The 14440-nt window shown below is 71.9% G+C and carries 9 protein-coding genes; 2 read left to right on the forward strand and 7 right to left on the reverse strand.

All coding sequences use genetic code 11. From position 1 onward, the window contains the following. Nucleotides 1-285 precede the first annotated feature (285 nt). Complete coding sequence (locus V6U82_RS18530; protein WP_334462833.1) at nt 286-5349, forward strand: NAD-glutamate dehydrogenase; 5064 nt, start codon at nt 286-288, stop codon at nt 5347-5349. Between the two features lie 64 nt (nt 5350-5413). Here the strand turns inward: V6U82_RS18530 and V6U82_RS18535 are convergent, their stop codons facing one another. Beyond that, nucleotides 5414-6214 carry a class F sortase gene (locus tag V6U82_RS18535; protein WP_334462985.1) on the reverse strand — a complete coding sequence of 267 codons (801 nt, stop codon included), beginning with the start codon at nt 6212-6214 and terminating at the stop codon, nt 5414-5416. Nucleotides 6215-6293: 79 nt separating this feature from the next. Beyond that, complete coding sequence (locus V6U82_RS18540) at nt 6294-7535, reverse strand: hypothetical protein (RefSeq protein ID WP_334462834.1); 1242 nt, start codon at nt 7533-7535, stop codon at nt 6294-6296. A 552-nt stretch (nt 7536-8087) separates the two neighbouring features. Here V6U82_RS18540 and V6U82_RS18545 point away from each other — a divergent pair. Then, a complete protein-coding gene (locus V6U82_RS18545; RefSeq protein ID WP_334462836.1) occupies nt 8088-9899 on the forward strand; it encodes a glycoside hydrolase family 6 protein in 1812 nt (603 codons plus the stop codon). Between the two features lie 108 nt (nt 9900-10007). Here V6U82_RS18545 and V6U82_RS18550 read toward each other — a convergent pair whose 3' ends face one another. The 5 genes from V6U82_RS18550 to V6U82_RS18570 all read right to left on the reverse strand — a co-directional run bounded on the left by V6U82_RS18550 (nt 10008) and on the right by V6U82_RS18570 (nt 14328). Next, on the reverse strand, nt 10008-10391 hold the full coding sequence (locus tag V6U82_RS18550; protein ID WP_091422838.1) for a hypothetical protein: 384 nt from the start codon (nt 10389-10391) through the stop codon (nt 10008-10010). Between the two features lie 74 nt (nt 10392-10465). Further along, nucleotides 10466-10789 (reverse strand): hypothetical protein, encoded by a 324-nt coding sequence (locus V6U82_RS18555; protein ID WP_091422840.1) that lies wholly within the window; start codon nt 10787-10789, stop codon nt 10466-10468. 17 nt (nt 10790-10806) lie between these two features. Next, complete coding sequence (locus V6U82_RS18560; protein ID WP_128137265.1) at nt 10807-12465, reverse strand: sodium:solute symporter family protein; 1659 nt, start codon at nt 12463-12465, stop codon at nt 10807-10809. Nucleotides 12466-12590: 125 nt separating this feature from the next. Then, entirely contained in the window at nt 12591-13715 is a 1125-nt protein-coding gene (locus V6U82_RS18565) for a hypothetical protein (RefSeq protein WP_334462841.1), read from the reverse strand. Nucleotides 13716-13728: 13 nt separating this feature from the next. Then, entirely contained in the window at nt 13729-14328 is a 600-nt protein-coding gene (locus V6U82_RS18570; protein WP_334462843.1) for a hypothetical protein, read from the reverse strand. Nucleotides 14329-14440: the final 112 nt, after the last annotated feature.

The raw sequence follows: 14440 nt of genomic DNA on the forward strand, positions 1-14440 counted from the left end.
GCGGTCCCTCCGGTGCTCAACTGCCCTGCACGCTAGTACGGCCCGGCGCTCCCCACCGCCCCGCCACGGCCTCCGGCAGCGCGAGAAGCAGCGTGTGGCAGTGTGATGAACATCGCCAGCCGGGGTACTCCGCGAGCGGCCGACCACGAACCCGCAACGGGTGAAAGGACAGAGTCCCGATCCGGACGTCCGGCCAGTGGTCCGCCGCGGGAGGTACCGCGCGGTAGGGCCTAGGCTGGGCGGCAGAGTGACCCACAACGCGGTGGGTCGAGGGGAGTGGCACCGATGGACCGGCGTCCGGCGATCAAACCGGGACCCGACCTCCGGCAGGCTGACACCGGCCGGGACGACGACAGCTTCGATTCGGCGACCGACGGAGACGGTTTCAGCCGTCTCGACACAGGAGTGACCGGGATGACCGGTTCCAGCATCGACACCCTCTACGACCTGGGCCTGCCCGCGCAGGCACTGGCCGACGAGTCGGAGGACGCCGAGCTGGACGAGCCCGTTCCCAACGCGGAGCGGCTGGTCGCCCAGGCGGTCGCGCTGGCCGGCGACGACCACGACGCGGCCACACTGGTGGACCGCTTCTGGCGGTTCGCGCCGGACGAGGAGCTGATCGGCTTCACCGCCGAGGAGATGCTGGAGGCGGCCCGGGCCCACCGGGACCTGGCCCAGCAGCGGGTGCCGGGCGAGCTGAAGCTGCGCATCCACGAGCCGGACGCCGAGCAGCACCACACGGTCGTCGAGATCGTCACCGACGACATGCCGTTCCTGGTCGACTCGGTGACCGCCCTGCTGAACTCCCGCCACCTGGACGTGCACCTGCTGGTGCACCCGCTGGTCGTGGTGCGGCGCGAGCCGCTGGGCCGGCTCACCGAGGTCTCGGCGGACGTGGAACCGGACGACGCCATCGCCGGTGACCTGGTCGAGAGCTGGATGCGGATCGAGATCGACCCGGTCCGCGACCCGGCCGAGCGGGAGACGCTGCGCCGCGAGTTGCAGCGGGTGCTCACCGACGTGCGCGAGGCGGTCGAGGACTGGCCGAAGATGCGGCAGCGGGCCCTCGCGCTCGCCGACGAGCTGGCCGCCGCCCGGACGTCGGACAACCGCCCACCGGTGCCGGAGAAGGACATCACCGACTCGGTGGAGCTGCTGCGCTGGCTGGCGCACGACCACTTCACGTTCCTCGGCTACCGGGAGTACCGCCTGGTCCACACCGACGGCGCGCGCGGCGGGCAGGCCCTGGAGGCGGTGCTCGGCACCGGGCTGGGCATCCTGCGCTCCGACTCGCCGGAGGCCCGGTCGCTGAACTCGATGACGCCCGAGGCGCACGAGAAGGTGCTGGAGAAGCGCCTGCTCATCATCACCAAGGCCAACTCGCGTGCCACTGTGCACCGCTCGGCGTACCTCGACTACATCGGCTTCAAGATCTTCAACGAGGCCGGCGAGGTGGTCGGGGAGCGGCGCTTCCTCGGCCTGTTCTCCACCGCCGCGTACCGGACCAGCGTGCAGGAGCTGCCGGTGGTCCGGCGGAAGGTCGCCGAGGTGCTCGACCGCTCGGGCCTGAGCCTGCGCAGCCACTCCGGCAAGGACCTGTTGCAGATCCTGGAGACCTACCCGCGCGACGAGCTGTTCCAGATCAAGACCGACGACCTCTACCACGCGGTGATCGGCGTGCTGCGGATGGCGGGCCGCCGGCAGCTGCGGGTGTTCCTGCGCCGCGACGCGTACGGGCGGTTCATCTCCTGCCTGATCTACCTGCCGCGGGACCGGTTCACCACGCAGAACCGGCTGCGCATGCAGGACATCCTGCTGCGCGAGCTGAACGGCGTCGGCGTCGACTACACCACGCGGGTGACCGAGTCGATGCTGGCCCGGGTGCACTTCATCGTGCGTACCGACCCGAACAGCCCACCCGGTGACATCGACGCCGACCTGCTCGCCGAGGAACTGGCCGACGCGACCCGCCTCTGGGACGACGACTACCGGCTGGTGCTGGAACGCAAGCTCGGCGACGAGCAGGCCAAGCACCTGTTCGCCCGGTACGCCGACGCGTTCCCGGAGGGCTACAAGGACGGGCACACGCCGTACGAGGCGATGAAGGACCTGGCGAAGCTGGAGCTGCTGGAGGAGCCCGGCCAGCTGGAGATGCACCTGTTCCGCAAGCAGGCGCCGCCGCGTCCGTACGCCGCCCGCGCCGCCGACGCCGACGACGCGTTGGACGTGCGGTTCAAGGTCTACCGGTACGGCGAGCCGATGATGCTCTCCGCCGTGCTGCCGGTGCTGCACTCGCTCGGCGTGAAGGTGGTCGACGAGCACCCGTACGAGGTGGAGCGCGTCGACGGCCGGATCTGGCTCTACGACTTCGGTCTGGAGCTGCCCGAGCGGCACCAGGACCTGGCCGAGGTGCGTCCGCACGTGGAGAACGCCTTCGCCGCCGCCTGGCGGGGCGAGGCCGAGGTGGACGGCTTCAACGAGCTGGTGCTCCGGGCCGGGCTCACCTGGCGGCAGGTCGTCGTGCTGCGCGCGTACGCGAAGTACCTGCGGCAGGCCGGCACCGTGTTCTCCCAGGAGTACATGGAGCAGACGTTCATCGCGTACCCGCAGATCGCCGAACTGCTGGTGAAGCTGTTCGAGACCCGGTTCGCCCCGGGCGCGACCACGCTCGACGAGCGGCGGCAGCGCAGCGGCGAGCTGGTCGACGCGATCGGCGAGGCGCTGGACGAGGTGGCCAGCCTCGACCAGGACCGCATCCTGCGGTCGTACCTGACGCTGATCCAGGCCACGTTGCGCACCAGCTTCTACCAGAAGCCGGTGGGCGGGCGGCCCAAGGCGTACGTGGCGTTCAAGCTCGACCCGCAGGCCATCCCGGACCTGCCGGCGCCGCGACCCAAGTTCGAGATCTTCGTCTACTCGCCCCGGTTCGAGGGCGTGCACCTGCGGTACGGGCCGGTGGCCCGCGGCGGCCTGCGCTGGTCCGACCGGCGCGAGGACTTCCGGACCGAGGTGCTCGGCCTGGTCAAGGCGCAGATGGTGAAGAACGCGGTGATCGTGCCGGTCGGCGCCAAGGGCGGCTTCGTGCTGAAGCAGAAGCCGGGCGACCGGGACGAGGCGGTGATCTGCTACAAGGAGTTCATCTCCGCGCTGCTCGACGTCACCGACAACATCGTCAGCGGCGAGATCGTGCCGCCGGAGGACGTGGTCCGGCACGACGGCGACGACCCGTACATGGTCGTGGCCGCCGACAAGGGCACCGCGACGTTCTCCGACATCGCCAACGAGATCTCCGAGGCGCACAGCTTCTGGCTCGGCGACGCGTTCGCCTCCGGTGGCTCGGCCGGCTACGACCACAAGAAGATGGGCATCACCGCCCGGGGCGCCTGGGAGTCGGTGAAGCGGCACTTCCGGGAACTGGGGCACGACACCCAGACGCAGGACTTCACTGTGGTCGGCGTCGGCGACATGTCCGGCGACGTGTTCGGCAACGGGATGCTGCTGTCGCAGCACATCCGGCTGGTGGCCGCGTTCGACCACCGGCACATCTTCCTGGACCCGGACCCGGACTCGGCCCGGTCGTGGGAGGAACGCCAGCGGCTGTTCGACATGCCCCGCTCGTCGTGGGAGGACTACGACCGCGAGCTGATCTCCGAAGGCGGCGGCGTGTACTCGCGTACCGCGAAGTCGGTGCCGATCTCGCCGCAGGTCCGCGCGGTGCTCGGCCTCGACGAGGACGTCACTCAGCTCAGCCCGCAGGAGCTGATGAAGGCGATCCTCACCGCGCCGGTCGACCTGTTCTGGAACGGCGGCATCGGCACCTACGTCAAGGCGTCCAGCCAGACCAACGCCGAGGTGGGGGACAAGTCCAACGACGCCATCCGGGTGGACGGCAAGGGCCTGCGCTGCCGGGTGGTCGGCGAGGGCGGCAACCTGGGCTTCACCCAGCAGGGCCGGATCGAGTACGCCTCGACCGGCGGCCGCATCTACACCGACTTCATCGACAACGCGGCCGGTGTGGACTGCTCCGACCACGAGGTCAACATCAAGATCCTGCTCAACACGGCGGTGGCCGACGGTGAGCTGGATCGGCCGGAGCGCGACGAGCTGCTGGCCCAGATGACCGACGAGGTTGCCGATCTGGTGCTGCGGGACAACTACGACCAGGCGCGGGCGCTCAACAACGCCCAGGCCCAGGCCGCCTCGTTGCTCCCGGTGCACCGGCGGATGATCAACGAGCTGGAGCGGTCCGGCGCGTTGAACCGGTCGCTGGAGGCGTTGCCGTCGGACGAGGAGCTGGCGGTCCGCACCGAGAGCGGTCTGACCGCGCCGGAGTTCGCGGTGCTGCTCGCGTACGTCAAGATCGTGCTGGAGCGCGAGATCGTCGGCGAGGGCCTGGCGGACGAGGAGTGGACGACCGACGTCCTGGTCAACTACTTCCCGACGCCGCTGCGGCAGCGTTTCGCCGACCGGATGGGCCGGCACCGGCTGCGCCGGGACATCGTCACCACGGTCCTGGTCAACGAGGCGATCAACCGGGGCGGCATCTCGTTCGTCTTCCGGGTGGTCGAGGAGACGGCGGCGTCCGCGGCGGACGTGCTCCGGGCGTACGTGGTGGTCCGCGAGGTGTTCGGCCTGCGCGACCTGTGGGACGCGGTCGAGGCGCTGGACAACAAGGTCTCGCCCGAGTTGCAGACGGCGGTCTACCTGGACACCCGGCGGCTGCTCGACCGCGCGGTGCGCTGGCTGGTCACCAACCGGCGCTCGCCGATCGACGTGCCGGCGGAGATCGCCCGGCTGCGCGACGGCGTGGCCCGGCTCCTGCCGGACCTGGAGCACCGGTTCTGGGGCACCGAGCGGGAGGCCATCGCGGCGCACATCGAGTCGCTGGTCGGCCGTGGGCTGCCGCGTGACCTGGCCGAGCAGGCGACCCGCCTGATGTACAGCTTCGGCCTGCTCGACATCGTCGAGACGGCGCAGGCGACCGGCCGGGACGTGAGCGAGGTGGCCTCGGTCTACTTCGTGCTGTCCGACCGGTTCCGGGTGGACGCGCTGCTGTCGAAGATCTCCCTGCTGCCACGTGAGGACCGGTGGCAGACGCTGGCCCGGATGGCGCTGCGCTACGACCTGTACGCCGCGCTCGCCGCGCTCACCGCGGAGGTGCTCGGGTCCACGCCCGAGGGCGTGCCGCCGGTGGAGCGGGTGCAGGAGTGGGAACAGGCGAACGCCACCTCGATCCACCGGGCGCACCGGGCGATGGGGGAGTTCGACGAGTCCCGCGCCGACCTGTCCGCGCTGTCGGTGCTGCTGCGCCAGATCCGTACCCTGGTCCGGACCTCGGCGGCGGCCTGACCGCTCTGACGCGCGTGGCCCGGTGGTCGGTTCCCCGACCACCGGGCCACTGCCGTTCCCGGCCTCAGCCCGTCATCGCCGCGTAGACGACGATGTTGTTCAGGTAGCTGCCGGCCGTCTTGTCGAACACCCCGCCGCAGGTCACGACGCGCAGGGCGGGGACGTCCGACGGACCGTAGACCTGCGCGGCGGGAAAGGCGGTCTTCGGGTACGACGCGACCTCCCGCACCCTGAACGTGGCGGCCGAGCCGTCCTGCCGGGCGACCACGATCGTGTCGCCGGGCACCAGCGCGCCGAGGTTGAAGAACACCGCCGGGCCGAGCTGGGCCGAGTCGACGTGACCCACGATCACCGCGTTGCCGGCCTCGCCCGGGCTGGCGCCGGGGGAGTACCAGCCGGCCTTCATGGCCTGATCCAGCGGGGGCACCTGGACCGTGCCGTCGGGATTCGTGCCGAGCGACATGACCGGGGCCTGCACCCCGATGCGGGGGATCGAGATGGTGGCCGGCGCCGACCGGGGCAGCGGGGCCGGGGCGGCGCCCGTCGCGTTCGGGGTGCCCGGGACTGCTGCGGCGCCGGGGGTGGCGCCGGGTGCCCCGGTCGGTGGGCCCGGCGTCGCCGGGCCGCCGGCGGCGTCCGCTTCCGGCTGACCGGTGTTGCGCAGGGTGGACCGGCCGGTGGTGCCCGGTGCCGGTTGGTCCTCGGCGCCCGGTCCGGGTTGGCCCTCGGCGTCCGGGTCGGCGTACGTGCCGCCCGGGTCGGTCTGCGGGCCGGTGGTGACCGGGCCCGCCTGCGAGATCGGCTGCGGCGGGGCCGGTGGCGGGACGGTCCGGACGGACGCGCCGATCAGACCGGCCCCGGCCATGGCGAGCAGGACGACGACGGCCGTGCCGGCGGCACGCCACGGACTTCCGTGACGGCCGCCGGCCCGGGTCGTCGTCCGGTCAGACCAGGCCACCGGCCCGCCGCCGGCGCAGCAGCACCAGGCCGCCCAGCGCCGCGGCGCCGATCATGCCCGCGCCGCCGGTGGCGAGGGTACGGTCCACGCCGGTGGTCGTCATGCCACCGTCGCCGCCGTCGACCCCACCACGCGGCAGGACCACCAGTTCGCCCTCACCGCAGGTGCCCCGCAGCTCGTAGCGGCCCGGCCGGGCGTCGTGCGAGACGGTGGCCTCGCCGTAGTAGACGAAGTCCTTCCCGTGCTCCCAGCCGTCCTTGCCGTAGTCGCGCTCGGCGTCCTTGCCGTAGTCACCCTTGTCGTCCTGCCAGGCGCCTCCGCTCGCCTGCCAGTCGTCCTTGCCGCCCTGCCAGTCGTCCTTGCCGCCCTGCCAGTCGTCCTTGCCGTCCTGCCAGGAGCCGTGCTCGTCCTTGCCGTCCTTGCCCTTGTCGTCCGGCCGGCCGCCACGGTCGTCCTTGCCGTGCTCGTCCTTGGCGTCCTTGCCGTACCGGTCCTTGCCGTCGGGGCCGTGCGCGTCCTTGGTCCAGTCCGGCGCGCCCCGCTGCTCCTTCTCCCAGCCCGGCTCGGCGTCCTGGCCGTACTCGTCGTGCCCCTGCCAGTCGCCCGGGTCGACAGCAGCGCCGGCGCCCGCGCCGCCCGGCTGCGGCTGTCCTTCCGGCTGGCCGGCCGGCGGCTGGGGCTGGTTCGCCGGAGGCTGCGGCATGCCGTCGCCACCGGGACCGTTCCCACCCGGCCCGTTGCCACCGGGCCCGTTGCCGTCCGGGCCGTGTCCGTCCCCGCCCGGCTCGCCGCGGCCGTCCGGACCCTTGCCGTGCTCGTCCTTGCCGTCGGGGCCCTTGCCGTGCTCGTCCTTGCCGTGCTCGTCCTTGCCGTGCTCGTCCTTGCCGTGGTCGTCCTTGCCGTCCGGGCCCTTGTCGTCCCAGCCCCAGTCCTGGTCGCCGCCCCGGTCGGCCCAGTCGCCGTGCTCGCCGTCCCGGGCCGGGTGCAGGTCGACCTTGCCGGTCACCTTCGACCAGACGGTGGCGTGCTTCTGCGGCTCGGAGCAGATCGCGAGCAGCTCGACGGTGTCCCCCGCCTTCACCACGTGGGGCTTGGCGATGACCTTGCCCTCGTCGTGCCCGCCCGCGTAGGCCATTCCCGGGGTGAACGCGAGAAGGCCGGCTCCGCCGAGGGCGGCGCCCGCGACCACCTTCCCGAGCATCTTCTTAGCCATGACCAGCGTCTCCATCCCTGTTCGTCCTGAGCCCGACGTCGGTCGAGCTAAGGCCGACGTTAGACCTTTTCGCGACTTATTCGGGGAAAGATTCGCTTTTAGGGATTTGCTGATGTTGGGGCGGCTGCGCGCCCTACCCGGCGCCTCGCCCCGTGCGTCCCCTTCCGCGCCGCACCGTGCGCTCCGCCGCCCGACTGGGTGTCCGAGAGCCGTTTCGGCGCCAGTGACGTTCCACCCGGGCGGGTGCCGGCGGGTGCGACGGTAGGGTGGGCGGCGGGCGTATCGAGGCATTGCCATGGAAGCGCTCCCATGCAAGAATCGCTGCACGCGGTTCGGGGAGCCACACCGCGAGCTCAGACGTCGAGGGCAGCCGGCACCACCGGCCGACGTCCGGCTCCATCGGCCGGTCCTGCGGACCGGTCGGCACCACCACCCCCAAGCGCCCGTCCGGGTCGGGCGTCCCCCGAAGAACCCCTTGGCGCGCACGGCCGTCCCCGCAGGACGACCGCCGCCGCCATTTGCGCCGGGCCGTACGCGGATCCGGTCTCGCCCAAGGAGATCAGTGGCATGAATCTGTGGAGAAGGCTGTCCGGCCGGAACCGGACGCTCGCGCTCACCGGCGCCGGCGTCCTGGTAGCCGGTGGACTGGTGACCCTCCCGGTCACCGCGGCGCAGGCCGCCACCCAGTGCAGCGTGACCTACACGACCAGCGACTGGCCCGGTGGATTCACCGGCACCGTGACCATCAAGAACATCGGTGACGCGCTCAGCTCGTGGAACCTCGGCTTCACCTTCCCGAACAGCTCTCAGCGGGTGGTGAACGGCTGGTCCGCGCGGTGGTCCCAGAGCGGCCAGAACGTCACCGCGCAGAACGAGGCCTACAACGGGTCGCTCGCCAGCGGCGCCAGCACAACCATCGGCTTCAACGGCTCCTGGAGCGGCAGCAACCCGAAGCCGACCCAGTTCACGCTCAACGGCACGGTCTGCAACGGCGGCACGCCGTCCACCAGCACCCCGCCGACGAGCACGCCGCCGACCAGCACGCCGCCCACCAGCACGCCGCCGACGACGGCCCCGCCGCCCACGACGGCCCCGCCGCCCACGACTCCGCCGCCGGGGCAGCGGGTCGACAACCCGTACGCCGGTGTGAAGGGGTACGTGAACCCCGAGTGGAAGGCCAAGGCCGAGTCGGTGTCCGGCGGCAGCCGGGTCTCGAACAACCCGACCGCGGTCTGGATCGACCGGATCGCCGCCATCAACGGCACGCCGGACAGCAGCTCCAACGGCGCGATGGGCGTCCGTGACCACCTGGACGCCGCGGTCGCCCAGGGCGCCGGCTACATCCAGTTCGTCATCTACAACCTGCCCGGCCGGGACTGCTCCGCGCTCGCCTCCAACGGTGAGCTGGGCCCGGACGAGCTGCCCCGCTACAAGGCCGAGTACATCGACCCGATCGCCGCGATCCAGGGCGACTCGAAGTACCGGAACCTGCGCATCGTCAACATCATCGAGATCGACTCGCTGCCCAACCTGGTGACCAACACCTCGGGCAACGCGGGCGGCACGGTCATGTGTGACACGGTGAAGGCCAACGGCGCGTACGTGAACGGTGTCGGCTACGCCCTGGCGAAGCTGGGCGCGATCGGCAACGTCTACAACTACATCGACGCCGCCCACCACGGCTGGATCGGCTGGGACAGCAACTTCGGCCCGGTCGCCGACCAGCTCAAGGCCGCCGCCGTCGCGTCCGGCAGCACCGTCGCCAACGTGCAGGGCTTCATCGTCAACACGGCGAACTACTCCGCCCTGAAGGAGCCGTACGTCAAGGTCACCGACTCGGTGAACGGCCAGACCGTCCGGCAGTCCAAGTGGATCGACTGGAACCAGTACGTCGACGAGCTGTCGTTCGCCCAGGCGTTCCGGCAGAAGCTGGTCTCGGTCGGCTTCGACAGCAACATCGGCATGCTGATCGACACCTCCCGCAACGGTTGGGGCGGCTCCGCCCGGCCGACCGGCCCCGGCCCGTCGACCAGCGTGGACGCCTACGTCGACGGTGGCCGGGTCGACCGGCGCCTGCACACCGGCAACTGGTGCAACCAGGCCGGCGCGGGTCTCGGCGAGCGGCCGCGGGCCAACCCGGAGACCGGGATCGACGCCTACGTCTGGGTGAAGCCCCCGGGTGAGTCGGACGGCTCCAGCAAGGAGATCCCGAACAACGAGGGCAAGGGCTTCGACCGGATGTGCGACCCGACCTACACCGGTAACGCCCGCAACGGCAACAACATGTCCGGTGCCCTGGCGGACGCGCCGATCTCCGGCGCGTGGTTCCCGGCCCAGTTCCAGCAGCTCATGCAGAACGCGTACCCGCCGCTCTCCTGAGCCGCGGTGAGGGCCACCCGCGGCGGCGGGAGTGAGGCACCGCCGCGCGGGTTCCCCGGGCCCCTGGTCGACGCCCACGTCGGCCAGGGGCCCTCGGCCGTTCCGGTGTCAGGGAACGGTGCGCTCGATCGCCGCCCGGCCCAGTTCGGCCAGGTCGCGGCGGGCCCGTTCCAGGTTCTCCGGCGTCACGTCCTGGCCCCGGGCCTGCACCAGGTCCTCCGGATCCCAGGGCTGTTCGGCACCGGTACGGATGTCGTCCGGGGCGGCGCCCGTACCGGTGCCGGTCGCGCCGGTCCCGGCCGCGTACGGGTCACCGATGAGGTTCGGCGACCCGGTGTCGGGCACCGCGCCGTCGGGCTCGGTGAAGGTGGGGTTGTCCGGGTCGGTGCCGCTGTTGCGCAACTGGGGCACCGTGCTGTCGTCGTCCACCGCCGCGGCCACCTCGGGGGTCTCCTCCAGCGGCCGCTCGCCACCGCGGTCACGATCGGTCATGCTGCTGCCCTCCTGTCCCTTCGCGTGATCCCCGTGGCCTACCCGGTGCAGGCCGCGGCATGCGGGCGGAGGGGTCAGGACTCGTCGCGCTGCGGCTCCGGCGCCTCGGTCGGGCGCAGCCGCTGCCACAGCAGCATCAGCAGGCCGAACACCAGCATCGCCGCGCCGGCCCACAGGTTGATCCGGACGCCCTGCGCCTTGTCGATCTCGGCGGACGTGTCGAACAGCCCCATCAGGCCGACGATCAGCCCGTACACCACGAACAGGCCGCCGATCACCCGGCGGATGTCGAACAGCCGGGCCGCTGCGGAGCGTTCCTCCCGGGCGTCCTCGGTCTCGTCGACCAGCGGGTCGTGTGCCTCGCCGCCCTGGTAGTGACGGTCCGCGTTGTCTGCCATGGCGTGCGTCCCCTCCTTCAGAAGACCGGGATGTAGAACAGGGCGGCGAGGATCACGGCGACGACGCCGAGCAGCACCGGGGAGCGGTACCAGGCGGTGTCGCCGGCCAGCGAGTCGTCGGCGAGCGTCGTGTCGCTGAGGCCGTACACCAGTCCGGTCAGCTCGTCGTCGGTCTTCGGCCGGGTCAGCGGCGTGACGATCGCGGCCACCACCGCGACGGTGGCGAAGGCCAGGCCCGCGCCCCAGAAGCTCTCCTCCAGGTCCGAGTTGAAGCTGATCACGCCGCCCTTGTAGAGCAGGTACGTGGCGGTGGCGACGACGGTGCCGGACAGCAGCGACCAGAACCCGGCCAGCGGCGTCATCCGCCGCCAGAACATGCCGATGATGAACGTGCCGAACAGCGGCGCGTTGAAGACCGAGAAGAGCGCCTGGATGTAGTTCATGATGTTGCTGAACCCGGCCGCGATGAACGCGGTGCCGATGCCGATCACCACCGCGCCGACGGTGGCGATCCGGCCCACCTTCACGTAGTACTCGTCCGGCTTGTCCCGCCGGAAGTACGCCTGCCAGATGTCGTACGTGAAGACGGTGTTGAACCCGCTGACGTTCGCCGCCATGCCGGCCATGAACGAGGCCACCAGGCCGGTGACCGCGATACCGAGGACGCCGTTGGGCAGCAGGTCGCGCATGAGCAGCGGGATCGCGTTGTTGTAGACCAGGTCGCCCTCGTCGGCGCCCAGGCCCTTGACAGTGACCAGGGCGATCAGGCCGGGGATCACGGTGACCGCCGGGATGAGCAGCTTCGGGTACGCGGCGATGATCGGCGTACGCCGGGCGGCGCTCATGTTCCGCGCGGACAGGGCGCGCTGCACCTCGGCGAAGTTGGTGGTCCAGTAGCCGAAGGAGAGCACGAAGCCGAGGCCGAACACGATGCCCAGCCAGTGCGCGCCGAGCGGGTTGTCGGTGCTGCCGGTGCCCTCCCACGCGTGCAGGCCGGCCTCGCCGAGCTTGGAGTCGCGAACCGCGTCCATCAGGCCGCTCACGCCGCCGACCTTGACCAGCCCGATCACCGTGATCGGCACCAGACCGGCGATGATCACGAAGAACTGGAGCACCTCGTTGTAGATCGCGCCGGAGAGCCCGCCGACGGTGATGTACGCCAGCACGATCACCGCGCCGACGATGATCGCGAACCAGAGCGGCCAGCCCAGCAGCGCCTGCATGATCAGGGCCAGCGCGTAGAGGTTCACGCCCGCGATGAGCACCTGCGCGACCGCGAAGCTGATCGCGTTGAGCAGGTGGGTGGGGCGGTTGAAGCGCAACCGCAGGTACTCGGGGACGCTGCGGACCTTGGAGCCGTAGTAGAACGGCATCATCACGATGCCGAGGAAGACCATCGCCGGTACGGCGCCGATCCAGTAGTAGTGCACCGTCATGATGCCGTACTGGGCGCCGTTGGCGGCCATGCCGATGATCTCCAGCGCGCCCAGGTTCGCCGAGACGAACGCCAGGCCGGTCACCCAGGCGGGCAGCGAGCGGCCGGAGAGGAAGAAGTCCACGCTGGTGCGGATCGCGCGCCGGGCGGCGAAACCGACGCCGAGCACCGTGACGAAGTAGAGCGCCAGGATCAGATAGTCCAGGGCGTTCATGTTCAACCGCAGGCCGCCACCGCCCATGCCCGTGCTCCCCTCGTGTGCACCGCTGACCGCACGTACCCCGATTGCGAAGTTTCATACCTGCTGTTCGGTCCGGGCACGGGGAAGCCCCGGCCGGGTCACCGGCCGGGGCTTCGTCGCGGGTCTCAGCGGCCGAGCACGCGGTCCAGGAAGTCGCGGTAGCCGCGCACGGCCACCCGGAGCTGCTCGGTGTCGGTGGAGCCGGACTCCTGCCAGGCGCCGAGCCGGGTGCGCTGCTCGCGCAGGGCGGTGGAGAGCGCCTCGATCGCCTCCTCGACGAGCGACTCCGCCTCGCCGACGGCCGCGCGCGGGTCGTCCACGAAGCGCAACTGCACGTCACGCCAGCGGTCCCGGAAGCCCTGGGCGGCCTCCGGCGCGAACAGCGTCGCCGCGTCGGCCGGTACCGCGCCGGGCGTGGGCCGCTCCGCGCCGGCCAGGCCCGTGCCGGCGGCTGCCGCGCCCGCCGCCGCGGTGGCGGTGTCCGCCCGGTCGTGCCGCCGGTCGGCGTCGTCGGTGGTGGGGACGGGCTCGGCGTCCGGGTCGACCAGGCCCGGCTCGGCGCTGCCGTACCCGACCGCGCCGTCGGCCGCCGCGTCGTCCCCGACGACGCCGTCGATGCGGCCGTCCCCGGCTGCGTCGTCCACCGTGCGGCCGTCCCTGGCTGCGTCGTCCACCGTGCGGCCGTCCCTGGCTGCGTCGTCCACCGTGCGGTCGTCGCGGCCGTCACCGTCGGCGTCCGGGCCGGCGGTGCCGGAGTGCTCGGCGTCCCAGCGGTCCCGGTCGTGCAGGCGGTCCCCGGCGGTCGGGTCGGCCCGCTCGTCGTCCAGCGGGTCGGTGCGTCCCGGCGCGCCGTCGCCCGGCGCCGCGGTGTCCTCGCCGCGGGCGTCGCGCTCGTCCTGCGGACGGCCGCTCGCCAGGGCCGAGGCGGCGACCGCGTCGCCCACCGTGGCCGCCCCGAACGCCGTCGGCAGCGGAGCCGGCTCGTGGAACGGGGGCCGTCCGTCGTCGTCGGCCCGGTCGGCCGCGTCGCGCAGCTCCCCGGCGTCGTAGGCGCGGGTCTCGTCGACCTCGGCGTCACGCCGCTGGCCGGCGACCGCCGGGTCGTCGAAGGTGCCCCGGTCGTCCAGCACGTCCTCGGGCACGTCGGCCCGGCCGGCGTCGGTGTGCTCGCCCGGCTGCGGCACCGGTACCGGTGCGGACCGGACGGCCTCGGGGTGGTCCTGCGTGACCTGCTGTTCCTCCTGGCGCATGGCGGCGGCCTCCTCAGCGGCTCGGGACGTCGTGGTCGTGGTCGGGGTGGCGCTGCTCCGGCTGCTGCGGGGACGTGGGCACCGGGTCCTCACCGAGCAGGTCGGCGAAGAGGGCGCGGTAGTGCACGAGCGCCTGCCGGAGGTCCTCGGTGCCGGCCTCACCGCGTTCGTTGCGCTGCCGGATCTCGTGGGCGTCGCGGTAGTGGGTGAGCGTGCGGGCGTGCTCGACGGAGAGGTGGGCGATCTGGTCCGAGAAGTCCCCGGTGGGGTATCCGCGCTCGGCGATCAGGCGGCTGACCAGCTCGTCGGCCTCGCCGACGGTCTCCGCGGGGGAGTCGACGAAGCGCACCTGGAGTTCCTCCCAGGCGGCGGCGTAGCGGGCCCGGGACTCCGGGCTCAGCGGGGTCAGCTCCAGCTCGGCGTGCCGGCGCTCGCGTTCCCGCAGCTCACGCTCGGCGGCGCTGCGGCTGTCCTGCTCGGCGACGGCCCGGTCGTACTCGGGGCCGAAGCGTTCCCGCAGCGCCCGGCGGCGACTGGCGACCACGGCGACCGCGACGAGCGCGGCGATGACGGCGACGACGATGACTATGACGACTACCTGGGTGGACGACATGGCTCCTCCTTCGCACGCTGGTATTCCCTCGTGCGGGTGATCGCCAATCCCGTTGTGCGGCACTTTCCGCCCCGGCCGGGAAAAAGGCGCGGTGCCGCGACCGCCGTCCGGT

Origin of the sequence: Micromonospora sp. CPCC 205554 (assembly GCF_036902745.1) — a bacterium.
GTDB lineage: Bacteria > Actinomycetota > Actinomycetes > Mycobacteriales > Micromonosporaceae > Micromonospora > Micromonospora tulbaghiae.

What these genes read in the sequence shown, in the direction of transcription:
- V6U82_RS18530 (WP_334462833.1), top strand. Translation starts at nt 286, where the DNA reads ATGGACCGGCGTCCGGCGATCAAACCGGGACCCGACCTCCGGCAGGCT.
- V6U82_RS18535 (WP_334462985.1), bottom strand. Translation starts at nt 6,214, where the DNA reads ATGGCCGGGGCCGGTCTGATCGGCGCGTCCGTCCGGACCGTCCCGCCA.
- V6U82_RS18540 (WP_334462834.1), bottom strand. Translation starts at nt 7,535, where the DNA reads ATGGAGACGCTGGTCATGGCTAAGAAGATGCTCGGGAAGGTGGTCGCG.
- V6U82_RS18545 (WP_334462836.1), top strand. Translation starts at nt 8,088, where the DNA reads ATGAATCTGTGGAGAAGGCTGTCCGGCCGGAACCGGACGCTCGCGCTC.
- V6U82_RS18550 (WP_091422838.1), bottom strand. Translation starts at nt 10,391, where the DNA reads ATGACCGATCGTGACCGCGGTGGCGAGCGGCCGCTGGAGGAGACCCCC.
- V6U82_RS18555 (WP_091422840.1), bottom strand. Translation starts at nt 10,789, where the DNA reads ATGGCAGACAACGCGGACCGTCACTACCAGGGCGGCGAGGCACACGAC.
- V6U82_RS18560 (WP_128137265.1), bottom strand. Translation starts at nt 12,465, where the DNA reads ATGGGCGGTGGCGGCCTGCGGTTGAACATGAACGCCCTGGACTATCTG.
- V6U82_RS18565 (WP_334462841.1), bottom strand. Translation starts at nt 13,715, where the DNA reads ATGCGCCAGGAGGAACAGCAGGTCACGCAGGACCACCCCGAGGCCGTC.
- V6U82_RS18570 (WP_334462843.1), bottom strand. Translation starts at nt 14,328, where the DNA reads ATGTCGTCCACCCAGGTAGTCGTCATAGTCATCGTCGTCGCCGTCATC.